Source organism: Paraburkholderia terricola (assembly GCF_003330825.1).
Lineage (GTDB): Bacteria > Pseudomonadota > Gammaproteobacteria > Burkholderiales > Burkholderiaceae > Paraburkholderia > Paraburkholderia terricola.
The window spans coordinates 2643268-2669491 of sequence record NZ_CP024941.1 but is presented as its reverse complement, the minus strand read 5'-3'; the positions used below and the strand labels follow the sequence as shown (position 1 = coordinate 2669491).

Annotated in this window: 23 protein-coding genes; 12 read left to right on the top strand and 11 right to left on the bottom strand. The window is 66.9% G+C overall.

What is annotated here, in order from left to right; all coding sequences use genetic code 11:
• Positions 1-8: 8 nt before the first annotated feature.
• Genes CUJ90_RS11835 through CUJ90_RS11825 form a run of 3 tightly spaced genes read right to left on the bottom strand, consistent with a single transcriptional unit; the run spans position 9 to position 4205 of the window.
• A complete protein-coding gene (locus tag CUJ90_RS11835) occupies positions 9-209 on the bottom strand; it encodes a DUF1656 domain-containing protein (protein ID WP_073430084.1) in 201 nt (66 codons plus the stop codon).
• A complete protein-coding gene (locus CUJ90_RS11830; protein WP_114162803.1) occupies positions 199-2412 on the bottom strand; it encodes an FUSC family protein in 2214 nt (737 codons plus the stop codon). Before CUJ90_RS11830 ends, CUJ90_RS11835 begins: the two co-directional genes overlap by 11 nt.
• Positions 2413-2420: 8 nt before the next feature.
• Positions 2421-4205, bottom strand: coding sequence for an efflux transporter outer membrane subunit (locus CUJ90_RS11825; protein WP_114162801.1), 1785 nt, complete (start codon positions 4203-4205; stop codon positions 2421-2423).
• 155 nt (positions 4206-4360) lie between these two features.
• Here CUJ90_RS11825 and CUJ90_RS11820 point away from each other — a divergent pair, with 155 nt between their 5' ends.
• Both CUJ90_RS11820 and CUJ90_RS32830 read left to right on the top strand, forming a co-directional pair.
• Positions 4361-5299, top strand: coding sequence for a LysR family transcriptional regulator (locus CUJ90_RS11820; RefSeq protein ID WP_114162800.1), 939 nt, complete (start codon positions 4361-4363; stop codon positions 5297-5299).
• A 186-nt stretch (positions 5300-5485) separates the two neighbouring features.
• Entirely contained in the window at positions 5486-5644 is a 159-nt protein-coding gene (locus CUJ90_RS32830; protein WP_167363289.1) for a hypothetical protein, read from the top strand.
• Positions 5645-5718: 74 nt separating this feature from the next.
• Here CUJ90_RS32830 and CUJ90_RS11810 read toward each other — a convergent pair whose 3' ends face one another.
• The 5 genes from CUJ90_RS11810 to wrbA form a co-directional block, all read right to left on the bottom strand.
• Entirely contained in the window at positions 5719-6441 is a 723-nt protein-coding gene (locus CUJ90_RS11810; protein WP_114162798.1) for an SOS response-associated peptidase, read from the bottom strand.
• Positions 6442-6513: 72 nt separating this feature from the next.
• Entirely contained in the window at positions 6514-7320 is an 807-nt protein-coding gene (locus CUJ90_RS11805) for a metallophosphoesterase (protein ID WP_073430078.1), read from the bottom strand.
• A gap of 61 nt (positions 7321-7381) precedes the next feature.
• Positions 7382-8800 (bottom strand): FAD-binding oxidoreductase, encoded by a 1419-nt coding sequence (locus CUJ90_RS11800; RefSeq protein ID WP_114162797.1) that lies wholly within the window; start codon positions 8798-8800, stop codon positions 7382-7384.
• Between the two features lie 55 nt (positions 8801-8855).
• The gene (locus CUJ90_RS33750; protein WP_422879687.1) at positions 8856-9809 is read right to left on the bottom strand and encodes a DUF2069 domain-containing protein; all 954 of its coding nucleotides are present in this window, start codon (positions 9807-9809) and stop codon (positions 8856-8858) included.
• On the bottom strand, positions 9806-10408 hold the full coding sequence (gene wrbA / locus CUJ90_RS11790; RefSeq protein WP_083084025.1) for an NAD(P)H:quinone oxidoreductase: 603 nt from the start codon (positions 10406-10408) through the stop codon (positions 9806-9808). Before wrbA ends, CUJ90_RS33750 begins: the two co-directional genes overlap by 4 nt.
• A gap of 119 nt (positions 10409-10527) precedes the next feature.
• On the opposite strand from wrbA, the gene CUJ90_RS11785 reads away from it, so the two are divergent.
• On the top strand, positions 10528-11841 hold the full coding sequence (locus tag CUJ90_RS11785) for a YihY family inner membrane protein (protein WP_208645216.1): 1314 nt from the start codon (positions 10528-10530) through the stop codon (positions 11839-11841).
• 34 nt (positions 11842-11875) lie between these two features.
• Here CUJ90_RS11785 and CUJ90_RS11780 read toward each other — a convergent pair whose 3' ends face one another.
• The 3 genes from CUJ90_RS11780 to CUJ90_RS11770 form a co-directional block, all read right to left on the bottom strand.
• Entirely contained in the window at positions 11876-12196 is a 321-nt protein-coding gene (locus CUJ90_RS11780; protein WP_083084023.1) for an Mpo1-like protein, read from the bottom strand.
• Between the two features lie 211 nt (positions 12197-12407).
• The gene (locus tag CUJ90_RS11775) at positions 12408-13241 is read right to left on the bottom strand and encodes an alpha/beta fold hydrolase (RefSeq protein WP_114162795.1); all 834 of its coding nucleotides are present in this window, start codon (positions 13239-13241) and stop codon (positions 12408-12410) included.
• Positions 13238-14668 (bottom strand): O-acetylhomoserine aminocarboxypropyltransferase, encoded by a 1431-nt coding sequence (locus CUJ90_RS11770; RefSeq protein ID WP_114162793.1) that lies wholly within the window; start codon positions 14666-14668, stop codon positions 13238-13240. Before CUJ90_RS11770 ends, CUJ90_RS11775 begins: the two co-directional genes overlap by 4 nt.
• Positions 14669-14907: 239 nt before the next feature.
• Between CUJ90_RS11770 and CUJ90_RS11765 the strand changes: the two genes are divergently transcribed.
• From CUJ90_RS11765 to CUJ90_RS11725, 9 genes are all read left to right on the top strand, one after another.
• On the top strand, positions 14908-15369 hold the full coding sequence (locus CUJ90_RS11765; protein WP_073430072.1) for a CBS domain-containing protein: 462 nt from the start codon (positions 14908-14910) through the stop codon (positions 15367-15369).
• Between the two features lie 143 nt (positions 15370-15512).
• The gene (locus tag CUJ90_RS11760; RefSeq protein ID WP_114162791.1) at positions 15513-17450 is read left to right on the top strand and encodes an MFS transporter; all 1938 of its coding nucleotides are present in this window, start codon (positions 15513-15515) and stop codon (positions 17448-17450) included.
• A 123-nt stretch (positions 17451-17573) separates the two neighbouring features.
• Positions 17574-18674, top strand: coding sequence for a chorismate synthase (gene aroC / locus CUJ90_RS11755; protein WP_114162790.1), 1101 nt, complete (start codon positions 17574-17576; stop codon positions 18672-18674).
• A gap of 54 nt (positions 18675-18728) precedes the next feature.
• On the top strand, positions 18729-20216 hold the full coding sequence (locus CUJ90_RS11750; protein ID WP_114162788.1) for a tetratricopeptide repeat protein: 1488 nt from the start codon (positions 18729-18731) through the stop codon (positions 20214-20216).
• Between the two features lie 440 nt (positions 20217-20656).
• Positions 20657-21736 (top strand): LLM class flavin-dependent oxidoreductase, encoded by a 1080-nt coding sequence (locus CUJ90_RS11745; protein WP_114162787.1) that lies wholly within the window; start codon positions 20657-20659, stop codon positions 21734-21736.
• A gap of 11 nt (positions 21737-21747) precedes the next feature.
• The gene (locus CUJ90_RS11740; protein WP_114162786.1) at positions 21748-22575 is read left to right on the top strand and encodes a class II aldolase/adducin family protein; all 828 of its coding nucleotides are present in this window, start codon (positions 21748-21750) and stop codon (positions 22573-22575) included.
• 13 nt (positions 22576-22588) lie between these two features.
• Positions 22589-23710, top strand: coding sequence for an ABC transporter substrate-binding protein (locus CUJ90_RS11735; protein ID WP_114162785.1), 1122 nt, complete (start codon positions 22589-22591; stop codon positions 23708-23710).
• A 46-nt stretch (positions 23711-23756) separates the two neighbouring features.
• Positions 23757-24365 carry a cysteine dioxygenase family protein gene (locus CUJ90_RS11730; RefSeq protein WP_114162784.1) on the top strand — a complete coding sequence of 203 codons (609 nt, stop codon included), beginning with the start codon at positions 23757-23759 and terminating at the stop codon, positions 24363-24365.
• Entirely contained in the window at positions 24362-25969 is a 1608-nt protein-coding gene (locus tag CUJ90_RS11725) for a rhodanese-related sulfurtransferase (RefSeq protein ID WP_114162782.1), read from the top strand. The genes CUJ90_RS11730 and CUJ90_RS11725 overlap by 4 nt, the downstream gene beginning before the upstream one ends.
• Positions 25970-26224: the final 255 nt, after the last annotated feature.

The following is a 26224-nucleotide window of genomic DNA, read 5'->3' as shown; positions in this document are numbered from 1 at the left end:
GACTCTGATCAACGATAAACGGCGAGACCCAGCACGCCGCACACACACACGAGCAAGCTGGCCCGGAACAGGGACGGGTGCCACACCACGCGATACAGGCCCGTATAGGCGATCGCGCGATCCAGCATCCAGGTGAGCAGCGCGCCCGCGATGAACAGCAGCACGATGGCCGGCACGTAGGCGTCGAAAACGGCGATATCACGCGGCATGGCGAACTCCTTCTGACGACGCGCCGGCAGTTCCGCTCATCAACGCTTCAAGCGGCGATTGCGGATCGAGCAGCGCGGTACGAATGAAATGCAGGTGACTCAAAATGCGCTGCAACCGATGCCGCTCCTCACGCGGCGGCGTGAAGGCGGCCAGCGTCTGCTGAACGGCGGCGATCGCATCGGCGGTCGCCGCGAGCGCGCGGTCGAAACGGTCCGCGCGCGGCGCGTCGAACAGCGCGGTCAGCGCGCCGCGCATCGCGCGCAGCGAGATGCGCCACGGCATCGACCTGGCGTAGCGCGCGTCGGCGGGCAGCGCCGCCACTTCGCGGCGCAGGTCGATCACTGCGTTGCCGACTTCCAGCACCGAGAAGAGCCAGCGCAACGTGTCGCGCTTGAGTTCGGGTTCGTTCGGCGCGAGCGAGTTGATCTGGAACATCAGATCGCGCGCGCCGCTCTCGAAGCGCGAACGCACGCGACCGAGGCTCGCGCGGCTCGCCAGCGCCACCTGACGGCGCAGATCGACGAGCAGGCGGTTGCGCAGCCACGGCGTCGACGGCGGCAGCAACACGGCGAACGCCACCGACGACACCAGCATCGACAGCACGAGCGCGAGCGCGTCGTTCATGAAGCCGCTCGGGTCATAGTGAATCACGTTGTCCGGGCCGGCCAGGAAGCAGAAGAAGATGCAGTAGCCGACGCCATAGCCCGCCAGCGCCGGCCGCGTCGTCATGAACACGCCGAGCAGCAGGAACGGCGTGAGCGCCGCGCACAGCAGCGGGAATCCGTCGATGTGCGGAAACACGCCGTACACCGCGATCATGCCCATGACCGCAGCGGCGAGCGTGCCGCCGGCCATCTGGAACACGGTGCGCTTCGGGTCCGGCGACGACGAGGCCAGCGCGCACACGGCGGCCGCGTTCAACGTCAAGGTCGAGCCGCTCGGCCAGGCGGTGGCGATCCAGAACGCGCCGAGCACCAGCATCACGATGGCGGCGCGCAGACCCGACACGCCCGCCGCGATCGCGTTGGTTTTGGGCTCGTAACGCTCGATCCAGCGCTCGCGCTCGTGGTTGTCGACAGCGAGCGACGCATACGTGGCCGCGTAGGCATGCAGATCGTCGATGAAGCGGTACAGCAGCTCCGCGCCGGTGTCGAAGTCGAGCAGCGGCGCGTCGGGGTACACGTCGAGCTGCGCGCGCGTCGCTCGCACGCGTTTCGGCAACTCGGCCTTGTAGGCCTCGAGTTGCGCGGCGGCGTGAGCGGCATCGGCGGCGCTCAGTACGGGCTCGCCGGACTTCGCGAGCAGCGGCGCGATTTCCTTGAAGTACGGTTCGAGCGCATCGATCGCGACGGCCGCGCCGCTCGTGTCCGCATCGCGCAGCCGGTTCATCAACTGATGCAGCGCGTGAAAGCGCGTCGACGCCGTCATGAACTCGCTGTTCAGCCGCGCGAGCCGGCCGCCGCGCATGCGCGAGTCTGGTCCCTCGAACACGGCCACGCTGCGCGCCGCCTCGAACCCGACGATGTCGGCGACGAAGCGCGCGTTGGTCGCCTCGATTTGCGCGCGATCGTTGCGGCCGGCCAGCGACGCCGACACATACTCGACGAAGGCCGAGAAACGCGCGCGCACGGTGCCGCGCATCTGCAAGCCGGCGTACTGCGGGAACACGAGGCCGCTCACCGCGCCCGCGCAGACGATGCCGAGCACCACTTCGGCGACCCGCGTGAGCGCGCTCAGAAACGCGCCGTCCGGATGCTGCGAGGCCGGGATGCCGATCAGCGCCGCGGTGTAGCCGGCCAGCACGAAGCCATACGAGCGGAAGTTGCGGTTGCGCGCCGCGCCCGCGGTGCAGATGCCGACCCAGATCGCGGTCGAGACGATGAACATTTCCGGTTGCTGCGCGAACAGGCCGAGCAGCGCGAGCATCACGACGAGGCCGACCAGCGTGCCGCAAATCCGGTAGAAGCTTTTGGCGAACACCATGCCGCTTTGCGGCTGCATCACGATGAACACGGTGGTCATCGCGGTGCGCGGCTGCGGCAGGTCGAGTTTCATCGCGATGCCGAGCGCGAGGAAGCACGCGGCGAGCGCCTTGAACAGATAGATCCAGGTGAGGCCGTCGGTGCGCGCCCAGTCGGCGGCGGCGGAGCGGAGCGGGGCGAACGGCGTCGGGCGTGGCGCGGTTGACGAAGAGAGGGGCATGATGGTCCTCACTCGGCCGCGGGCGCAGCCGCGTTGGCGGATCGCGGCCGTGTGGCTGCCGCGGCGTTTATGTGTTCTGCGTTGACCGCGGCCCGCGACGGCGTGTCTGCCGCGGCGCTTATGGGCTGCGCGTTGGCCGCGGCCGATGACGGCTTCTTCGGCGTGATAGCGGGGCTTCGCGTGTGGACCGCATCACGCGTGGCGGGCGCGTTGTTTTTCGCGCGGCCGGTTGAACCCGCTTGCGACGGCGTGACCGCAGCCGCAGCGTTCGAACCCGCCGCCGCCTGGCTGTTCGCCTGGCCCTTGCCCTTGCCATGCCCCGGCAGCGTCTCATTCGCCTGCGGACCGTTGGCCGGCTCGTCGAGCCCGCCGCCCAACGCGGTGACAAGCGACGCGTGCGCGCCGAGGCGCTCGGCCTGAATCTTCGCGACGCCTTCCTGGGCGTGCAGCAACTGGTTTTGCGCGATCAGCACGTTCAGGTAGTCCGTCAGGCCGCGCCGATAACCTTCGCGCGACAGGTCGTAGTTCTTGCGCGCCGCCGCGACCGACCGCTCGGCGTCGGCGGCCTGGGTCGCGAGCGAGCGGATGCGGATCACCTGGTCGGAGATGTCCTTCAACGCGCCGACGATCGCCTGGTTATAGCGCTCGACGGCCTCGTCGTATCCGGCCGACGCCGCGCCGAGCTGCGAGCGCAGGCGCCCGCCGTCGAGGATCGGCAGCGACAGCGCGGGACCGGCCGTCCAGCTATGCGACGGACTCTTCAGGAACTGGAACAGCGGGCCCATCGCCGCATAACCGCCGATCGACGCCAGCAGGTCGATGTCGGGGTAAAAGCCGGCCTTGGCGACGTCGATGCCGCGCGCCTGCGCCGCCACCGTCCAGCGCGCGGCGACCACGTCCGGCCGATGGCCGATCAGATCGGCGGGCAACGCGCTCGGCAGGCCGGCGGGCGTGGCGAGCGACAGCGCCGGACGCCGGATCGAGTCGCCCGCGCCGGGGCCCTTGCCGGCCAGCGCCGCCATCTGATTGCGGCCGAGCGCGATCTTTTCCTCGAGCGCGTCGATCTGGCGTTCGTATTCCGGCATCGGCGTTTCGGCTTGGCTCACTTCCAGTTGCGTGCCGAGGCCGCCTTTCAGCCGCCGGTTCGCCAGGTCGACGATTTGCTGCTGTTGCCGCAAGGTCGCTTGGGCGATGTCGAGCAGCGCGTAGTTCATCGACATCTCGATGTACGTGCGCACCACATTGCCTTGCAGTTCGAGTTGCGCGGCGCGGGCGTCGGCGGCGCTCGTGTGGGCGGCGTCGAGCGCGCGCTCGGCGGCGTTGCTGTCCTTGCCCCACAGGTCGAGGTGATACGACAGTTCCAGCGTGCCCGTGTTGTTCCACGATTGCTCGCCGGCGAGCGGCCCCGGCCCGTAGTACAGGTTGTCGGCCCACTTCTGGCGCTGGATCGACAGATTGCCGTTGACTTGCGGCGACAGCGCCGCGCGGGCGACGCCCGCCATCGACGCCGCTTCGCGCACGCGCGCCTGAGCGGCCGCGAGGCCCGGATTGCCGGCCTGCGCGGCCTCGATCCACGCGTCGAGCTGCGGATCGTTAAAGGCGTGCCACCAGTCGGCGGCCGGCCATTGCGCGTCGGCATTGGCGGCCCGGATGGCGTTGCCCGCGTCGAGCGCGGCGGGCTCGATGCCGCTCGCCTGCGGCGCGATGCCTCCGGTGCTTGCACATCCCGCGATTGTTAATAGGATCGTAAGAACAGCGGTTGCGGCGATCCGTTTTGGCACCGGAGACTGCACGATTCCTCCAAAAATTGGCTATAGAAGCTTGTGCGTCATTATATTTTTTGATCGATTGCGGAATAACCCGTAACGGTGCAAGGCATTCTTACGGAACTTGAGATAATCGCCGTTACGAATCGTGAAACAATCGGTCCGGATTACCAAGGAAAGGCATGGATACGCTTCAAAACATGCGCGTATTTGTCCGCGTCGTCGAAGCGGGCAGTTTTACGGGTGCCGCGCAGCACCTGAACACGACCACGGCGTACGCGTCGCGCGCGGTGTCCGATCTGGAAGCGCATCTGCGCACGCGCCTGTTGAACCGCACGACGCGCCGCATCGCGCTGACCGAGGCGGGCGAACGTTACCTGCAGCGCTGCGAACAGATCCTCGCCTATGTGGATCAGGCCGAAGCCGAGGCGGGCGATGCCCACGCCCGCCCCGCGGGCAAGCTGAAAATTCACGCGATGACGAGTTTCGGCCAGCATTACGTGGTCCCGGCGGTCGGCCGCTATCAGCAGCGCTATCCGGACGTGCACGTCGAACTGACGCTCGCGCAGCGCATCCCCGATCTGCTCGACGAGGGCTTCGACGTCTCGCTGACGCTGGCCACCAGCCTGCCCGACTCGGGGCTGGTGTCGCAGCGTCTCGGCAGCGCCTTCAGCATCGCCTGCGCGTCGCCGGCTTATCTTGAACGGCACGGCGTGCCGCAGACGCCCGCCGATCTCGCGCACCACACCTGCCTGCAAATGGTGGCGCCGGTGTTTCCGTCCGACAAATGGACCTTCGACGGCCCGAACGGCGAGGAAACGATCACACTCGGGCCCACCCCGTTCCAGGTGAACGTCGCCGAGGCGATGGCGGTGGCGGTGAGTAATGGCATGGGCATCGGCCTGATTCCGATCTATTCGGCGATCAGCGGTTTGCGTAGCGGCGCGTTCGTGTGGTTGCTGCCGCAATACACGTCGCAGGAAATGAATCTGTATGCGCTGTATCCGTCGCGACAGTACCTGGACGCGAAAATCCGCACGTGGGTGGAGTTTCTGCGCGACGAACTGCCCGCCACGCTGGCCGCCGATCAGGCGGAATTGCGCCAGTTCGCGCGCGGCTGAGCCTGGCGGACGGGGTGGCGCGCCGCGCGGTGACAGGCTGTTACACAACCGCCGCGCCGCAACATTTCCTTACTTTCGTGCTCAAGTCGATTTGCTAACGTGTGGTTCACGCGCTGCCGCTTCGGCCGCACGCGCTCCATTCACCGCCGCTCGGCAAATCGCAACAACTGGAAGGACGAGGGATTCATGGATACGCATCTGATGATCGGCGTGGCCGTCATGCTTGGACTGATCGGAATCGCCGCATCGCGCGATTTGCTGCGCCGCCTGCGCGAACAGCAGCCGCAACTCGTGCCGATCAAGATCGCGCGCCCCGATGCGCGGGGACAACGGCGCGACCGTTGAACGTCGTTATCGCGTTGGATAGTGCGGGCCAGCAGAGGTGTTTTTCTTGAGCGGCGCCTGTGCGCCTTCCGCTGTTAATCCAGCGCTTCGATCAGGCCCGGCTCGTCGTTGAGCACGCGATCGACGCCGGGACCCACCCGGTGCCAGCGGAACCGCCCGGCCGCGAGGCAGGCGCTGCGCGTCAGATGTTCGAGTTCGTCGGCCGGCAATGCGGGGTCCAGCCAGCGACGCGCCGCCTCGGGTCCGAATGCCAGCGGCCGCCGGTCGTGCACGTCGACGAGACCCGCCTCGGCGTTGGCCGTCACGATCACCAGTCCCATGCCTTCGGTTTGCGGTTCCGTGCCGCGCACGCTCGACAATGCCGCCAGATACATCGGCGCGTCGCTCTTCAGGTGGACGTAGTAGGGCTGGCGGACCATGGCGGCAACCTCCGCGGCGGGGCCCGCGCTGTCACTGCTTTCGGGCGCCGTTTCCGCGTGCCATTCGAACCAGCCGTCCGCGGGCACCAGCACGCGTCCGGTTTTCCACAGTTGCTCGAAGTAACGCGCGTTCGGCGCGGTGGCGGCGCGCGCGTTGATCGTCTGCGGCAGATGCTGCTCGCGCGCCCAGTCCGGGCAATAGCCCCAATGGATCGCGCGCAGCGTCTGGTCCGGGTAGATCGTGAGCGGATGCGTGCCCGGCGCGAGGCTATAGCCGGGACGGCGGTCGGCGGCGTCGAATAGCATCAGCGGATCGGCGAGGCCGAGATGCCGGGCGTACAGATGCGGATCGCGGTACTGGCTGATTCGACCACACATGAGCGACCTCCACGGACCAGCGCCTCGCCGGCACGGCGATCTCAACAGCGTAGTGCCGCGAGTGCGGCGGCGCTACACCTCGACGACCTTATCCCATGCGAACTGTGGGTTCTCCCACTGTCCGCTGCGCCGGTCGAAGTAGCCGCGCGGATTGCAGACCACGCGTGTGCCGTTCACGGTGTAATCGAACGACGTGTGCGTGTGCCCATGAATCCACAACGCGACGGGCGAGCGCACCAGTTCCGGCAAATGATTGACGAAGCCCGCCGACGCGCGGTCTTGCGCGTAATGCTCGGCGAGACTCAGCCGATGCGGCGCGTGATGCGTGACGACGATCGTCTTGCCGGCGAACGGCCTGGCAAGCTCGCTTTCGAGCCAGGCGCGCGCGCGGCGGTGCAGCGCGAGCGAGTCGTCGGGCGTGAAGTCGCGCGGGGAGTCGTGGGGGTCGTGCGGCCAGTTCATCTGGATCGGGCCGCGGAAGTCGAGCATCACCCGGCGCGACGCGTCGATCGACCCGGCGAGCGTGTCAGGGTCCGCGCCGTAGAGCTCGAAGTCGGTCCACAAGGTGGTGCCGAGGATGCGCCAGCCGCCCTGGCGGTCGACCAGCGCGGCGTTGTTCAGCACGTGCACGTTGTCGACTTGCGCGGCCGCGTCGTACAGGGCGGCTTCGAGCGCGCCGAATTCGCCGTCGTAGTATTCGTGATTGCCGGGCACGTAGACCACCGGCGCGGCGCCGTCGAAGATCTGGGCGGCCCAGCGCGGACCGGCCGCGTGATTGTGAATGTCGCCCGCCAGCACGATCAGATCCGCCTGCGCATGCGGGATCAGATCGGGCTCGTCGTTCTCCAGATGCAGATCGGACAACACTCGAATCTTCACGGCTACGGCTCCTGCGATTTATAGCGTTCAGACGCGTTCAGAAACGCGGCGGCTTCAAACCTTAGCGTAGCACCTTGCCGGGGTTCATCAGGTTCAGCGGATCGAGCGCGAGCTTGACGGCGCGCATCAACCGCACCTCGACGTCCTGCTTGTACTGCATCGCTTCGTCGATCTTCAACTGGCCGAGCCCGTGTTCCGCGCTGATGCTGCCGCGATGCCGATGCACGCTGTCGTAGACGATCTGGTTGATCGCGCTCTGGTATTGGTCGAGAAACGCCATCGCGTCGCCGCCTTCGGGCGCCTGCACGTTGTAGTGCAGGTTGCCGTCGCCGAGATGGCCGAACGTCACCATGCGCGCGCCCGGCACCGCCTGGGCGATCGCGGCGTCGGTTTCCTCGATGAAGCGGCCGATGCGCGAGATCGGCACCGCGATGTCGTGCTTGATGTTCAGACCTTCCTCGGCTTGCGCGAGCGGAATGTGTTCGCGCAGATTCCAGAAAGCGCGCGACTGTGCGAGGTTTTCGGCGACCACCGCGTCTTGCACGAGACCTTCTTCGAGCGCCGTTTCCATCAGACGCTCGAACAGCGCGCGGGCGTGTTCCTCGCTTTCGCTGTCCGACAATTCCAGCAGCACGATTTGCGCGTGCGATTCGGCAAACGGATAGCGCATCTGTTCGAAGTGCTGGCCCACCAGCCGCAGGCAGAAATCCGACATCAGTTCGAAGCCGGTCAGAAGCGGCCCGGCGACGCGTTGCGTGAGCGCGAGAAAGTCGAGCGCCGCATCGGGCGAAGCCAGCCCGGCGAGCGCCGTGACGCGCGCGGCCGGTTGCGGATGCAACTTGAGCACCGCCGCCGTGATGATGCCGAGCGTGCCCTCCGCGCCGATGAACAGATCGCGCAAGTCGTAGCCGGTGTTGTCCTTGCGCAGTCCGCGCAGGCCGTCCCACAGTTCGCCTTGCGGCGTGACCACTTCCAGGCCGAGGCATAGCTCGCGCGTGTTGCCGTAGCGCAGCACGGCGGTGCCGCCCGCGTTGGTGGCGAGATTGCCGCCGATCGTGCAACTGCCTTCGGCGGCGAGGCTCAAGGGGAACAGGCGGCCGGCTTCCTCGGCATGTCTTTGCACTTCGGCGAGGACGACGCCGGCTTCGACGGTGATCGTGTTGTTGTGTGGATCGATGTCGCGCACGCGATTCAGACGCCGCAAGCTGATGACCGCCTGCGCGCCGCTTTCATCGGGCGTGGCGCCGCCGGCGAGACCGGTGTTGCCGCCTTGCGGCACCAGCGCGACGCGATGTTCGCCGGCGAGTTTGACGAGCGCCGCGACTTCGGCGGGCGTGGCCGGGCAGAGCACCGCGCAGGCCGCGCCGGTGTAGCGGCGGCGCCAATCGGTGAGGTAGGGCGCGGTGTCGTGCGGATCGGTGAGCACCTGGTTGGGGCCGATGGCGTCGCGGCAGGCGGAGAGGAAAGCGGCTTGAGTCATGTGGGTCGGTCGGTGTGTTCGGACGAAGAAATCAAGGCGTGGCGCGCGGTTTTCGTCAGGTGAGGGTTTTGGCCTGCGTGGCGGATGGTTCCGTGACTTGTTCGGCGGCTGGCTTCGCGGTTACTTCGGCGGGCGGTTCAGCGGCTGGTTCGGCAGCCGCCTGGCCTTTGGTGTGCACCTTGGCGCGTGCTTTGCCGTCGACTTCGCCGCGCACTTTGGCGCCCGCTTCGCCGGCCACTTCGCTGTCCATGTCGCCGCCGACTTCGCCACCCACTTCGCCACCTGCTTCGTCGCCCGCTTCGCCACCCGCTTCGCCGCCGACTTCGGCGGCCTGCTGGCCGGCCAGCTTCGCGGCCACCTTGGCCGCGCGCTTGAACGGCGCGACATGGGCGATCGCGCAGACGAAAAAGACGACGGCGAGTAGCGCTTCCAGCCAGCCGAGGCGCGCGCTCAAACCGCGCTCGCTCCAGCCGCGGACTACGCCTTCGGCAAAGTACAGCAGGATCAGCATCGACGCCCATTGCAGCGTGTACAGCCGGCGCCGCCACACGCCCGGCAGCGCGAGCAGCAGCGGCACGGCCTTGAGCAGCAGCGCCGAGCCGCCGGGGCGCAGCGGCGCGAGCCACCCTTCCCACGCGGCGCACAGTACGATCAGCGCGAGCAAGGCGGTGGTAGCGCCGAGCGCGGCGGCGGTTTTTTGCCGCACGGGCAGGGCGGTTGTGGCGCCGCGTGCCCCGGCATTGCCTTGCCGCAGGTGCGCGGCGGTTGCGGGCATGGCCGAAGTGTCCGTGGCCGAGGTGCCGACCGTTTCGGCATCGTGGTCCCGATCGGACGGTTCCGCGTTCGGAGCATTGGCTGCGATGCGCATGGGCGGCTCGCTGGCGGTGGGCCGTGCAAGCGGCGCGCTCGCGACCGTTCGCGCATCGACAGCGTCGACGGCCGCGGGCGCATCGGGCGCATTGGACGTACCGGGTTCACGCCGCTGCGTTCCGGCATCCGGCTCGTTCACGGCCGTTCGCTCATGCAAGCCGCCGTGCGCGCGACGCGTGCGCCGAGCGCGACGGCGAGTGTTTTCTCGTCGGCGGAGATGCCTTGTTCGGCGGTGCCCGCGCGCGCGAAATGCGACGCGCCGTACGGCGTGCCGCCGCTTTGCGTGGTGGTGAGCGTGCTCTCGGTGTACGGAATGCCGACGATCAGCATGCCGTGATGCAGAAGCGGCAGCATCATGGAGAGCAGCGTGGATTCCTGGCCGCCGTGCAAACTGCCGGTGGACGTGAACACGCAGGCCGGCTTGCCGGCGAGCGCGCCCGAGAGCCATTGCGGCGTGGTGCCGTCGAGAAAGTATTTGAGCGACGCGGCCATGTTGCCGAAGCGGGTGGGCGAGCCGAGCGCGAGACCCGCGCATTCCTCGAGGTCGCGCAGTTCGACGTAGGGCGGACCTTCGGCCGGAATGTCCGGCTGCGACGCCTCGCAGACGGTGGAAACCGCCGGCACCGTGCGCACGCGCGCCTGCATGCCGGGAACGCTGTCCACGCCGTGCGCGATCGCCAGCGCAAGCTCGCGCGTGGCGCCGTGACGGCTGTAATAGAGCACGAGAATGTCTTTCATAAGCCTCATCGGTGAACGGGTATTATAGGGGCTGGGTCCGCTGGAGAGGCCATGCATGGCCGTTCGGCCAGGTCTTCGTCCTCTCCTGAAACACCGGTTCACGAAGCAAGGAGGCAGGTTTGTTGTCCAGGGTGCGTTTCGATCTCGACACGCTCAAACGGCTCGCGCAGTTTGCCGCGAAGCGCAGTGGCGAAGACCGCATTCCGCAGGTGGCCGGCAGCCTCACGTTCACCACCATGCTCGCGCTGGTGCCGCTCGCCACGGTGGCGTTCGCGCTGTTCACCGCGTTTCCGCTCTTTGCCTCGTTTCAGGAGTCGCTGCAGTTTTTTCTCGCCGACCACCTGATGCCCGCGCAACTGAACAGTCAGATATTCAAGTATCTGAACCAGTTCGCCGCAAAGGCCAAGGGGCTGACCACGATCGGCATGATCGTGCTGTTCGTCACGGCGGTGATGACCATGATGACCGTCGAATCCGCGTTCAACGTGATCTGGCGCGTGCGCAAGGCGCGGCCGATCGCGCAGCGCATTCTCGTCTACTGGGCGATCATCACGCTCGGCCCGATCCTGATCGGCGTGAGCCTGTCGATTTCATCCTACCTGTTCACGCAATCCATGACCTTCACGGCGGCCCAGCGCATGACGCCGGTCATCGAATGGGCGCTCACGGGCGCGGCGCTGCCGTTGACGGCGCTCGCCTTCGCGATTCTCTACGTCTATCTGCCGAACTGCCGCGTGGAATGGCGCGATGCGGTGATCGGCGGCGTGACCGCCGCAATCGCCTTCGAACTCGCCAAGCGCGGCTTCGGCTACTACGTGCGCCGCATTCCCACCTACACGGCGGTGTACGGCGCATTCGCGGCGGTGCCGCTGTTTCTGCTGTGGATGTACCTGTGCTGGTTCATCACCCTGGCGGGCGCGATGATCGCCTCCGCCTTGCCGGCGATTCGCATCGGCCAGTTTCACCGGCCCACGTTCGAGGGCAGCAATCTGTTCGATTCGCTCGAACTGCTTGCGCGGCTCGCCGAGGCGCGCGACGCCGGCGAGCGCGGCTACACCGTGCCCGACCTGTCGCGAATGCTTCGCCGCGATCTGGACACCACGATCAACCTGCTGCAAAAGCTCGAGGAAATCGAATGGATCGCGCAATTGCAGGAAGACGGCGTGCGCCCGCATTTCCTTCTGCTGGCGAATCCGGCGCAGATCACGGTTGAGCGATTGTTCGACCTGTTCATCATCGACCGCGCCGAACTCCAATATCAGCTTGAACTCAACTCCACGCGGGTGGACGGCGCAACGCTTCTGGCCGCGCTGCAAAACGACAAGCTGAAGGTGACGCTCGCAGCGTTGCTGGCCGCACGCGCGGCCTCGCGCGCGGCGCGTGCGCAGGAGAGCGTGCAGGGCGCTTCGTCCATGCCGCATCAGGCGGCGTAGCGGCCCGGCGGGCAATGCGTCGGCGGCATGAAAACTACAGCGAGATCTTGCCGACGCAGATGTCCTTGAACATCACCCAGTCGCCCATCAGGCTATAGAGCGGATGACGGAAGGTGGCCGGCCGGTTCTTCTCGAAGAAGAAATGCCCGACCCAGGCAAAGCCGTATCCGCAGACTACGGCCACCGGCAGCCACAGCCAGTGGCCGGTGGCGAGCGCCATGGCGAGACAGCCGATCACGCCGAGCGAACCCACGAAATGCAGCCGCCGCGAAACCGTGTTGCGATGCTCGCTCAGATAGAACGGATAGAACTCCGCGAAACTCGCGAAGTGATCGGTGTGTGCGGTATGACCCATCACGGCCTCCGAATTTCCATGCTTCCCGATTCCGTGCCCGTCGCTTCGAATGGCTTTGCCGCGTGCCGCAATGCCCGAAAGCGCACGGCAAACAGGACAGGCTCGATCCATTGTGCGGCTATCGGCGCATGCGCGCAACCTGGCCGTTCGGCCGATGGCGCGCATGTTTCGCCGCGGCTATCGTGGTGGCTTCGCTTTCGTTTGCCGGTCGTTATGAGGCGACGCGAGGCGGGCTGGAAGCGAAGCTGAAAAGGGCGTCGAGCGTGGCGTCGGGCTGCTCGGTCATCAGCGCATGGCCGGCTTCGAGCATCACGGTGTCGATCGCCACGCCTCTTTGCGCGAGCGCATCGGCGAGCGCCCTGGCGGCGCGCGGCGGGGTCATCGCATCGCGCCGGCCGACGATCAGGCGCACCGCGCAACGCACCTCGGCGGCGCGGGCGAGGCCGTCCGCGTAGGTATTGCAAGCCGTGAAGTCGGTATGGAACAGGTGCGGTTCGCCGCTTGCCGCGACGCGCTCCATCAGCCGCTGGTTCATGCCGTGCAACCAGAAGCCGGGGCCGGGGCAGGAGGGCTTGGCCGCGAGCGTCGAGTGCGACCACTCGTTGACCATGGCGATGGCATCGGGCTCGCGATGCAGCGCGGCTTCGAGCAGCGTGTCGGAGACGGCCATCGGCATGGCGGTGGCGAGTAGCGCGAGATGCGTGGCGCGCTCGGGATAGCGGCCCGCGAAGTCGAGCGCGATCAGCGAGCCCATGCTGTGGCCGGCCACGAACGCGCGTTGCACGCCGGCGGCATCGAGCAGCGCGGCCAGCCAGTCAGCCGTCGCCGTCACGGTGGTCAACGCGGGGCCGGCGCTGCGGCAATGTCCCGGCAAGTCCACCGCCAGCACGCCGAAGCCGTGATGCGCGAAGTAGCGCGTTTGCAGCGCCCAGACGCTATGGTCGTGCTCTGCGCCGTGGATGAACACGGCGGTCGGCAGGTTTGCATCGAACGGCTTGCCGCCGGTGTACACGTAAGCCGGTTTGCCTTGGACGGTGAGGATCATGCGGACTCCGGGCGGGGTTTGGCGGCAGGGGCGGACGGGAAGGCATCGGTCCTGGCTTCAATCGCGCCTTGGCCGGATGCGCCGGTTTTGGCATCCCTATGCGCTGGGCCCGATGCGCCTCCTGCGGATGCGCCCGACCCGCTCGCCTTCTGCGCGGCCTTCAGCGCGCGCTTGAGGTCGTCGATCAGATCGTCGGGGTCTTCGAGACCGATCGACAGGCGGATCGTGCCTTCGGCGATCCCCGCCGCGGCGAGCGCGGCGGCATCCATGCGAAAGTGCGTGGTCGATGCGGGGTGGATCACCAGCGAGCGCGCGTCTCCCACGTTCGCGAGGTGCGAGAACAGCGAGAGCGCTTCGATGAACGCGCGTCCGGCGGCGCGGTCGCCGCGCAAGTTGAAGCTGAACACCGCGCCCGCGCCGCGCGGCAGCAGACGCTTGGCGAGCGCATGGTCGGGATGCGTCGGCAGTTCGGGATAGGCGACCGTTTCGACCGCTGCGTGAGCGGCGAGGAATTCGACCACCCGGCGCGTGTTGGCGACGTGCCGTTCCATGCGCAGCGGCAGCGTTTCGATGCCTTGCAGCAGTTGCCAGGCGGCTTGCGGATGCAGGCACGCGCCGAAGTCGCGCAAACCCTCGCGGCGCGCGCGCAGCAGGAACGGCGCGACGGTGCTTTCCTCGCTGAAGACCATGCCGTGAAAGCCCTCGTAGGGCTCGGTGAATTCGGGGAAGCGCCCCGAGGCGTCGAAGTCGAAGGTGCCGCCGTCCACCAGCACGCCGCCGATCGTCGTGCCGTGGCCGCCGAGAAACTTGGTGGCCGAGTGATAAACGAAGTCGGCGCCGTGCTCGAACGGTTTGAGCAGGTAGGGCGTGGTGAAGGTGGAGTCGACCAGCAGCGGCACGCGCTGGTCGTGCGCGATCTGCGCGAGCGCGGCGATGTCGAGCACGTCGAGGCCAGGATTGCCGAGCGTCTCGCCGAACAGCAGGCGCGTGTTCGGGCGCAGCGCGGCGCGCCATGCGTCGAGATCGCCGGGTTTGACGAAGGTCGTCTCGATGCCGAAGCGCCGCAACGTGTAATGCAGCAGATTGTGCGAGCCGCCGTATAGCGCGCTGGAGGCGACGATATGCGAGCCCGCGCCCATCAGCGTGGCGATCGCCAGATGCAGCGCGGCCTGGCCGCTCGCCGTGCCGATCGCGCCCGCGCCGTTCTCCAGTGCGGCGACGCGCTCCTCGAACACGGCCACGGTCGGGTTGGAGATGCGCGAATAGACATGGCCGGCGCGCTCCATATTGAAGAGCGCCGCGGCGTGGTCCGAATCGCGGAACGAAAAGGAGGTAGTCTGGTAAATGGGTGTGGCGCGCGCGCCGGTGGCGGGGTCGGGAGCGGCGCCGGCGTGCAGCGCAAGCGTATCGAAACGGTTGGCGGACATCCTGGGCGGCGGGGCCACGGAAGGCCTCGCGAAAGGTGAAAGTGGCGGCCATCCTATCACCGGCACGAACCGCATCAAGCGCGGTTTTCCCGATGCGCGCGCGAGCGCTCATGCGGGTTCGGGCAGGCGAACACCCGCCGCGCCTTGGCGGGCGGGCCGCTTTCCTTTTATGGGCCTTTCCGCTAGGATCGAAAGTCATTCATGCATTACGAGCTTAGCGGGTATCACGGGAGACGATCATGCGAGTCAGCGACATTCTTAAAGTCAAGGGCAACACCCTTTTCACGGTTACGCCGGATACCACGCTGCACGACGCAGTCAACACCATGGCCGAGCACGATATCGGCTCGCTCGTCGTGATGGAATACGGCGACCTGGTCGGCATGCTCACCTTCCGTGAAATCATTCTCACGCTGAGCAAGCATGGCGGCAGCGTCGGCACGTCAACGATCCGTAAGGTCATGGACGACCATCCGCTCACCTGCACGCCCGAAACGGACGTCAACGAAGTGCGCCGCATGATGCTCGAGCACCACGTGCGCTATCTGCCCGTCATGGAAGCCCGCACGCTGATGGGCGTGATCTCGTTCTACGACGTCGCGAAGGCGGTGGTCGAAGAGCAGGGCTTCGAAAATCGCATGCTCAAGGCATACATCCGCGACTGGCCGGAAGAGCAACAGGAGCAGCAGCCGGCGCGTTGATGCGCGGTGGCTCGCCGCGGCGTTCGGCGTTGCCGTGAGCGCGAAAATGTAGTCAAGGCGCGCGCGAAAGCGCGCGCTTTTTTTGTCTCCGGGCCCGCGTCTCTTTCCCTCTCGTTGCCCGTTCAACCCGTTCCCCGACCTTCATGAGCGATCGTCCGATACCTGCCGGCCGTCGTGCCGCGCGCCCGCACGAGGCGCACGAATCGCAGTTCCGGCTACTGCGGCAGCGCCGCTTCGCGCCTTTTTTCTGGACCCAGTTCCTCGGCGCGATGAACGACAACGTCTTCAAGATCGGCTTCACGTCGCTCGTCACGTATCAGGCGGCGCGCTTTTCCGGCGTCGATCCGAAAACGGCGGCGTTTCTGATTTCGGCGATCTTCATCTTGCCGTTCGTGCTGCTGTCCGCCACCTCCGGCCAGATCGCCGACAAGTACGACAAGGCGATGCTCACGCGCTTCGTCAAGAGCTTCGAGATCGTCGTGATGCTGATCGGCGGCGCGGGTTTTCTGCTGCATAACGCACCGTTGCTGTATGCGTGCACGTTTCTGATGGGCGTCCATTCGACCGTGTTCGGACCGGTCAAATACTCGTACCTGCCGCAGCATCTGTCGAAGGCGGAACTGGTGGGCGGCAACGGCATGGTCGAGATGGGCACGTTCGTCGCGATCTTGATCGGCACGATCGTCGGCGGCGCCGGCGCGGGGTTCGTCGAACATGGCGCGATCGTGCTGGCTTGCGCCTGTGTCGCGGTTGCGCTGGCGGGGCGCTTCGTGTCGAGCTTCGTGCCGGTCACGGCGGCGCCGCAGCCGGATCTGCGCATCAACTGGAATCCGGTTAGCGAGACGTGGCGCAACCTGAAGCTGGCGCGCGAAAACCGCACCGTGTTTCTGAGCCTGCTCGGCATATCGTGGCTGTGGTTCGTCGGCGCGACTTTTCTGTCGTCGTTTTTCACCTTTGCGAAAAACGTGCTCTCCGCCGACCCGGACGTGGTGACGGTGCTGCTCGGCACGTTCTCGATCGGCATCGGCCTCGGTTCGCTGTTGTGCGAAAAGCTCTCGAAGCGGCGCATCGAAATCGGCCTGGTGCCGCTCGGCTCGATCGGCATGAGCGTGTTCGCAATCGACCTGTTTTTCGCGAGCCGCGCGCTGCCGCCCGCGGGACATCTGCTCGCCGTCGGCGAATTTCTCGTGCGGCCCGCGCATTGGCGCGTGCTGGCCGACCTGTTCCTGCTCGCCATGTTCGGCGGGTTCTACAGCGTGCCGCTCTACGCGCTGATCCAGAGCCGCAGCCAGCCGAGCCACCGCGCGCGCATCATCGCCGCGAACAATATTCTGAATTCGTTGTTCATGGTCGTCTCGGCGCTGATGGCGATGGCGTTGACCGCGGCGGGCTTCGGCATTCCGGCTATTTTTCTGGTTACGGCGTTGCTGAACATCGTCGTCGCGACCTACATCTATTCGCTGGTGCCCGAGTTTCTGCTGCGCTTCATCGCATGGGTGCTCGTGCATACGTTTTACCGGATGCGTCTCGTGCATGCCGAGCGCATTCCCGAGGAAGGCGCGGCGGTGCTGGTGTGCAACCACGTGAGCTTTGTCGACGCGATCGTGATCATGGCGGAGAGCCCGCGGCCGATCCGTTTCGTGATGGACCATCAGATCTTCAGGTCGCCGTTCGCCGGCTGGGTGTTCCGTCATGCGAAGGCGATCCCTATCGCGCCGGCGCATCAGGACGCCCAGTTGCTCACGCGCGCTTATGAGCGATGCGCGCAGGCGCTCGCCGAGGGCGAACTGGTCTGTATTTTCCCGGAAGGCAAGCTCACGAGAACCGGTGAAATGAATCCGTTTCGCCACGGCGTGACCGAAATCATCCGGCGCACGCCCGCGCCGGTGATACCGATGGCGCTGCGCGGCCTGTGGGGCAGCGTGTTTTCGCGCGCCGACGATGCGCGCTGGCCGCGGCCGATGCAGAAGGGCGTGATGAGCCGGCTGACCCTGGCGGTGGGCGAGCCGATCGATCCGGCGCTCGCGACGCCGGAGATGCTGCAGCGGATCGTCACCGAATTGCGTGGGGCGCGCAAGTAAGGCCCCGTCGGCGTCGCGGCGCTCACGGCTTGTCCTCAAGTCATAAGCACGCGGGCGACCCGCCCTCGCGCCATGCGGGCTGGCATAATAACGCTTCCCCCGCATTTCTTTTGGACGACGCCCATGTCCGGCAACACGCTCGGTACGCTTTTCACTGTCACGACCTTCGGCGAATCGCACGGTCCCGCTATCGGCTGCGTGATCGACGGCTGCCCGCCGGGCATGGCGCTCAACGAAGCCGACATCCAGCTCGAACTCGACCGCCGCAAACCCGGCACGTCGCGCCACGTCACGCAGCGTCAGGAAGAAGACAAGGTCGAGATCCTGTCCGGCGTGTTCGAAGGTGAGACCACCGGCGCACCGATCGCGCTGCTGATCCGCAACACGGACCAGCGCAGCAAGGACTACGGCAACATCGCCGAGACGTTCCGCCCAGGTCATGCGGACTACACCTACTGGCAGAAATACGGCATTCGCGACTATCGCGGCGGCGGCCGTTCGTCGGCGCGTCTGACGGCGCCCACGGTGGCGGCGGGCGCGGTCGCGAAGAAGTGGCTGCGCGAGAAGTTCGGCACTGAGATTCGCGGCTACATGGCCGCGCTCGGCGAGATCGACGTGCCTTTCGTCGACTGGGCGCAAGTGCGTGAAAATCCGTTCTTCGCGCCGAACGCCGAGATCGTGCCGCAATTGGAAGCGTACATGGACGCGCTGCGCAAGGAGGGCGACTCCATCGGCGCGCGCATCAACGTGGTGGCTTCCGGCGTGCCGGTCGGCCTTGGCGAGCCGCTGTTCGACCGTCTCGACGCGGACATCGCGCACGCGATGATGGGCATCAACGCCGTCAAGGGCGTCGAGATCGGCGCGGGCTTCGCCAGCGTCGCGCAACGCGGTTCGGTGCATGGCGACGAACTGACGCCGGAGGGCTTCGTCGGCAATCACGCGGGCGGCGTGCTCGGCGGCATTTCCACCGGGCAGGACATCACGGTGTCGATCGCGATCAAGCCCACGTCGAGCATTCGCACGCCGCGCCGTTCGATCGACAAGGCGGGGCAGCCGGCCATCGTCGAAACGTTCGGGCGGCATGATCCGTGTGTCGGCATTCGCGCCACGCCGATCGCTGAATCGATGCTCGCGCTCGTGCTGATCGACCACGCGCTGCGCCACCGCGCGCAGTGCGGCGATGTCGCGGTCAGCACGCCGAAGATCGCGGCGAGTGCGCCGTAACGGGCGTTTCCCGCGCGGCTTCGTCTTCATGCCACGCGGCGTGGCGCCTTCCCGATGAACGACCTGAATACCCTGCCCCCCAGTAGCCCACTGGCGGACTTGCGCGCGCGTGCCGCCGCGCCCAATGCGGGCGCCGCCGAGTGGCTCGCGTTGGGCCAGATGCTGCTGCAGCACGCAGGCCGTGACAAAGCGGGCCAACGCGAGGCGCTTGCCGCGCTGGTGCGCGCCTATCAACTCGATCCTTCCCACGAAGCCACGCTCCTTCACACGATTGCGCAGACGGCGTTCGTCATGCGCGATTGGGCGCTGGTCGAGTCCGCCACCGGACTGCTGCTCTCGCAAAACGTCGAAAACGCCGACGCGCTGATCTGGCGCGCCGCGGCCATCCAGCAGCGCGACGACTTCGCCACGGCCGAGCGGCTGCTGCGCGAAGCGGTGCGCGTCGTGCCCGGCAACCCGGTGGCGCTACACAAGCTCGCGCTGTGCGTGAAGGAGCAGGCGCGTTTTGCCGAAGCCGAGGCGTTGCTCAGGCACGTGCTGGTGCTCGCGCCGAACAACGCGCATGCGCTGTTCGACCTGTCGGAACTCGAACTTCGTTCCGGGCGTTTCGCCGAGGGCTGGGCGCATTACGAAGCACGCGTCGCGTTCGCCGACGATCTCAACAACGCGCAGCATGCGCTCGCGGCAATCAGCGCGCATTGGCGGGGCGAATCGCTGGCCGGCAAGACGCTGGTTGTCTATGGCGAACAAGGCAATGGCGACTGCCTTTGGGCGGTGCGCTTTCTGCCGCTTTTGGCGCAGCGGGCGAGACGCGAAGGCGGCCGGGTCATCTTCGGTCACGACGGGCCGTTGCGGCATTTGTTCGAGCGGATATTGCCCGCCGATTTACCGCTCGAAACGAGCCTCGAAACACGGCCCGATTTCCACTGCGGGCTGATGAGCCTGCCGCTGCGGCTCGGCGTTTTCGAGGCTGCCGGATGGGGCGCGCCGTACCTGAGCGCCGAGCCGTCGCTCGTTCAGGCATGGCGCAAGCGGATCGACGCCCATGTCGACGCGCGCGTCGCCGGTAACAAGCGCAATCGCACGGTCGGGCTGGTGTGGAACGGCAATCCCGAGCATATCCGCGACATGCGGCGCTCGGTGCCCGTCGGGCAACTCGAACCGCTATTGAATGTGCCGGGCGTGAGCTATTTCGCGTTGTCGCCGGGACGCGGCGAGACGGTCGCGCAGTGGCGAGCCAAGGGGCTGGAAGTCGTCGACCTGACGCATCATTTTCGATCCGGATTCGACGATGTAGCGGCGTTGCTGGCGAATCTGGATCTGGTGGTCACGATCGACAGCGGGCCCGCGCATCTGGCCGGTGCGCTCGGCGTGCCGACCTGCCTGATGATCGACCACGTATCCGCATGGTTCTGGGGCGATGCCTCGCCGGTCACGGCCTGGTACGATTCGGTGGCGTTGTTTCGACAGCCGCGGGTCGGTGACTGGGCGCCGGTGATCGCGCAAGTCAGGGAGCGGATTGATGGGTTGGGGCGCGGCTGACGGCCAGGCCGCGCCTCGCGTGACTTCTTCTCTTCAATATCTCGCGCTCGGTTTTTAGCGCGATCACCTGTGCCTCGCGCGCACGGCTACTTCCGCGGTCAGCCATGCTCCGCGCGCCATCCATTCGGCGTTCCGCTGCCTCGGGTTGCGGGGCTTTGCGACCTTCGCAAACAAATCGCCCCGCGCAACAACCAGTTGGCTGTCTCCGCCTGGAATACATCCGGGCCGCCGAGCTACCACGCGCTGCGGGGCCGAAACGCCAAGCCTCATTCCACCCAAACCCGATAAACATATCGCCGATCAATATTTAACAAGCGCATTCAGCGCTGTTACCTTAACTCCCCTGAGCAAACAGCAAATGCGTCGAACAAGAACCGCCGCCGCCCAGCCGAGTCTATCCACGCCGGGCGCACACCCATCCATTCCGGGAGACCCCCATCGTGTCCATCGAATTCATCGGCATGATCCAGACCCGCAAGGTGTCTGAAACGCACGCGCCGCAAGGTCCGGCGATCGACATCGAGTACGTCGGGCAATTCGCCCGTGCTCACGAAGCCGCGGGTTTCAACCGTATCCTGGTGCCGCATCATTCCACGAGCTCCGACGCGCTCCTGACCGTCGCGCACGCGGCCAGCGTCACGAGCAAGGTGCATTTCATGCTCGCGCATCGCCCCGGCTTCGTCGCGCCGACGCTCGCCGCGCGTCAGCTCGCAACGCTCGACCATTACTCGGGCGGCCGCCTCGCCGTGCACATCATCTCCGGCGGCGACGACGCCGAACAACGCCGCGACGGCGACTTCCTCTCGCACGACGAACGCTATGCCCGCACCGACGAATACCTGCACATCCTGCGCCGTGTCTGGACCGAAGCCGAACCCTTCGACCACGACGGCCAGTACTACCGCTTCGAACAGGCTTTCTCCGAAGTGAAGCCGGTGCAGCAGCCGCACATCCCCGTGTACTTCGGCGGCGCGTCGGCGCCCGCGCTGGAAATCGCCGGCCGTCACGCGGACGTCTACGCGCTGTGGGGCGAATCGAAAGCGCAAGTGCGGGAGCAAGTCGCCCGCGTGCGCGCCGAAGCCGCCAAACACGGCCGCAGCGTGCGCTTCTCCGTGTCGTTCCGGCCGATTCTCGCCGCCACCGAAGCCGCCGCGTGGGAGCGCGCGGACCATATTCTCGAAGAGACCCGACGGCTGCGCGCGGCGCAAGGACTCGGGGTCGGCGGGCCGGCGCAGAGCGAGGGCGCGCGCCGGCTGCTCGCGGCATCCGGTGAATCGGACCGCGTCGACGAGCGCCTCTGGACCGGCATTGCCAAGGAAATCGGCGGCCGCTCGAATTCGACGGCGCTGGTCGGCACGCCGGACCAGGTCGCCGAGACGCTCGCCGAGTATTACGCGCTCGGCGTCTCGACCTTCCTCGTGCGCGGCTTCGATCCGCTCGAAGACGCGATCGACTACGGCCGCGAACTGATTCCGGCGACCCGCGAGCGGATCGCGCGCGTCGAGCGCGTGGCGGCGTGAACGGAGGCGCGATGACCGATCTCTCACTAGCCCCGCGACGCACCCGGGATTCGTCCACGCTCGAACGTCACGCGCCGCTGCGCAAGTTCTGGTTCGACGACGTCCCGCCGCGCGAAAGCATCGCGGACGAACGCCGCTACCGGCAGGAACGGCTTGCGGTCGCGTTTCGTCTGTTCGCGCGCCACGGCTTCGATCAGGGGCTCGCCGGGCATATCACCGCGCGCGATCCCGAGTGGCCCGATCACTTCTGGGTCAATCCGTTCGGCAAGCATTTCAGCCGCATTCGCGTGTCCGATCTGCTGCTGGTGAATGCGCAAGGGGACATCGTGGTCGGCGAAGGACCGGTGAATCAGGCGGCCTTCGCGATTCACGCGGCGATTCACGAAGCGCGTCCCGACGTGATCGCGGCGGCGCACACGCATTCGCTGTACGGCAAGGCGTGGTCGACACTTGGCCGCACGCTCGATCCGCTCACCCAGGACTCGTGCGCGTTCTATCAGGACCACGCGTTGTTCGACGACTTCCGCGGCGTCGTGCTCGATACCGACGAAGGCGCGCGCATCGCGGCGGCGCTCGGCCAACGCCGCGCGGTGATCCTGAAGAATCACGGCATTCTCACGGCGGGCCCGAGCGTCGAGGCCGCGGCCTGGTGGTACATCGCGCTCGACAATGCCTGCCATGCGCAACTGCTTGCCGAAGCCGCCGGCACGCCGCAGCCGATTCCGCACGACGTCGCCACGCTCACGCACGAGCAGGTGGGCCGCGCGGGCGGCGCGCTATTCGCATTCCAGAGCCTGCTGGAAGGGTTGGTCGAAGCCGAGCCCGACGTCCTCACCTGAACCTTCCCCCACGATGACCCAATCTACCGATTCGCCGGCGTCGCTCCGGCGCCGCCAGCTCGTGGCCGCGTTGCCGGCCGCCGCGTGGCTCACCGCCAGCACGGGCCTGATCTCCGAAGCGGCCTCCGCCGCAAGCGCCACCGCAAACGCCACCACAAACGCCACCACAAACGCCACCGCAAACGCCACCGCAAACGCCACCACAAACGCCGCGCCAAACGACAAAACCGATCCCCATCTCGACCTGAGCCAGGTCCGCTTGCGCGTCGCGACCTACAAAGGCGGCGACGCCACGCTGCTGAAAACCGCGGGCGTCGCCGACACGCCGTACACGATCGACTGGTCCGAGTTCCAGTCCGGCAACGCGATGATCGAGGCGATGAACGGCGGCTCGCTCGACATCGCCTCGGGCAGCGAGATTCCACCGATTTTCGCGCGGCTGCAAAACGCGCAGATCCGCGTGATCGCGGTCTACAAGGACGACGTCAACAACCAGGTCGTGCTGGTGCCGAAAGGCTCGGCGATCCGTTCGATCGCCGATCTCAAGGGCAAGCGCGTCGGCTATCTGCGCGCGACCACCACGCATTACTACCTGCTGCGCATGCTCGAGGAAGCGGGGCTGTCGTTCAACGATATTCAGGCGGCCTCGCTCGCGCCGCGCGACGGCTTCGCGGCCTTCAACGCCGGCTCGCTCGACGCCTGGGCGATCTACGGCTACAACGTGCCGCTCGCGATCTCGCAAGCGGGCGCGCGCGTGCTGAAAAACGCCAACGGCTACCTGTCCGGCAACTACCTGTATTACGGGCATCCGGCGGCGCTTGCCGATCCGCCGCGGCGGGCGGCGTGCGCGGATCTGCTGGTGCGGCTGCAGCGCGCGTGCCAGTGGTTCGCCCGGCATCAGGACGCGTATGCCAAAGTCCTGTCCGCCGAGTTGCGCGTGCCGGAAGCGGCGATCCTCTCGTTGTACCGCAACCAGAGCCAGGCACGCCGCGTCACCGGCGTCACCTCGGCGGACATCGCGAGCGAACAGCAGGTGGCCGACACGTTCGCGCGCGCCGCCGTGATCGAGCGGCATGTCGATGTTGCACCGATGTGGACCGACACTTTCAATGCGGCGCTCGCTCGCGGTGCGTGAATAGTTCGCCGCGCCTTATCTTCTGACCTATTCTTTCTAACCACCGATGACCCGAATTTCGAGGCCCGACCGCTTGCGCGCGTTCGTCGGCCGGATTGCGTCGCTCGTCGACGAAGCGGCGCCCGAAGCGCATGTGCTCGAAGCCGGCGGCGCCGCGCTGCGCGAACTGATCGCCCACGACGACTGGCTGCCCGACGCGTTCGCGCAACCCGATCCCGAGCGCTATCGGCAATACCTGTTGCACGCGGATGCGCGGCAGCGTTTTTCGGTCGTCAGTTTCGTGTGGGGGCCGGGGCAGTCGACGCCAGTCCACGCTCACACCGTATGGGGTTTGATCGGCGTGCTGCGTGGCGCGGAAATTGCGCAGGCATACCGCATCGCCGCGGACGGCGCGCTGGTGGAAACGGGGGCGGCGAAACGCCTCGCGGCCGGCACGGTGGACGCGGTGTCGCCGCGCATCGGCGATATCCATCGCGTGAGCAACGCTTTTGGTGACCGTACGTCGATCAGCATTCACGTGTACGGTGGAAACATCGGCGCGGTGACGCGCTCGGTGTATCCGGCCGGCGGTGGCCGCAAGGCGTTTGTCTCCGGCTACTCGAACGACGTGCTGCCGAATATCTGGAATGTTTCGAAGGAGTCCGTGATCCCATGAGTTTCGTTAAAGAGTTCCGTACCCGGTCATTCGAAGACGTGCGCCGCGCACTGTTCGAACGCGAGGAAATCGCGCTCGTCGACGTGCGCGAGGAAGATCCGCACGCACGCGGTCATCCGCTGTTTGCCGCCAATCTGCCGCTGTCGCGCCTCGAACTGGACGCGCCCGTGCGCTTGCCGCGCCTCGCCGTGCCGATCGTCGTGCTGGACGACGGCGAGGGCCTCGCCGAGCGCGCCGCGCGCCGTCTGGATGAGTTGGGTTATACCGATGTCACGCTGCTCGAAGGCGGTTTGCGAGGCTGGCGCGCCGCCGGCGGCGAGTTGTTCAAGGACGTCAACGCGCCGAGCAAGGCCTTCGGCGAACTGGTGGAAAGCAAGCGTCATACGCCGTCGCTGACCGCGCCCGAGGTGCAGGCGCTGCTCGATCGCGAAGCCGACGTGGTGGTGCTCGACGCGCGCCGCTTCGACGAGTACCAGACCATGAACATTCCCGGCAGCATCAGCGTGCCGGGCGCCGAACTGGCGTTGCGCGCGCGGCAGCTCGCGCCGGACCCGGCCACGCGGATCATCGTCAATTGCGCGGGGCGCACGCGCAGCATCATCGGCGCGCAGACGCTGATCAACGCGGGCGTGCCGAATCCGGTCGCGGCGCTGCGCAACGGCACGATCGGCTGGACCCTTGCCGGTCAGCCGCTCGCGCATGGCAGCTTGCGCCGTTTCGATCCGGTGCTCGACGACACGCTTCGGCTGGCCGCCGCCGACGCCGCGCGCGAGGTGGCCGAGCGCGCGCGAGTGGGCCGCACCTCGCGTGACGAAGCGCGCCGCTGGGCCGACGAGGCGGTGCGCACCGTCTATCGCTTCGACGTGCGCACGCCGGAAGAGTACGAAGCGGGCCACGTGCCCGGCTTTCGCAGTGTGCCGGGCGGCCAGCTGGTGCAGGAAACCGACATGGTCGCGCCGGTGCGCGGCGCGCGCGTGATTCTCGCGGACAGCGACGGCGTGCGCGCGAACATGACCGCGTCGTGGCTCGCGCAGATGAACATCGAGGTGTACGTGGTGGACGGTTTGACCGCCGCGGACTTCAGCGAAAAAGGCGCGGCGCCGCCCGCGGCTCGCCATGCGCCCACGCCGCCCGCCGTCGACGAAATCACGCCGGCCGAACTGGTCACGCTGCTGCAATCGCCCGGCACCGTCGTGCTGGATTTCACGACCAGCGCGAACTATGTGAAGCGGCACATTCCCGGCGCGTGGTTCGTGATTCGCAGCCAGCTCGAGACGGCCCTGCACGACAAGCTGCCCGACGCGCGACGTTATGTGGTGACCTGCGGCAGCAGCCTGCTCGCGCGTTTCGCGGCGCCCGAACTGGCGGCGTCGACCGGCAAACCGGTGCAGGTGCTGAGCGGCGGCACGAGCGCGTGGATCGAGGCGGGCTTGCCGGTCGAGAGCGGTGAGACGCGGCTGGCGTCGCCGCGTATCGACCGTTACCGGCGTCCTTACGAGGGAACCGATAACGCGCGCGAAGCGATGAACGCCTATCTGGAGTGGGAGTATGGCCTCGTCGAGCAACTCGGCCGCGACGGCACGCATGGTTTTCACGTGATCTGATTTGGCGCGTGTTGGTGTGTTGGCGTGTTCGCGTGTTGACGCGAGCGGGCGGGTGAAGCAAGCGATGCGGGGTAGGGCGCGGCAAAGCGGCAAAGCGGCGAAGCGGGCACGCACGGTGCGCGGTTCAAGCCGCGCGCCCGCGCTGCGCCGCGCGCGCGAAATCGCTTCACGGTGAACCTCGCCGTTCGATAAAAATCCGCGTATTTGCTTAGAAGAATAAGGCGTTTGTCTTATGCGGACGCGTCCCTTATCGTC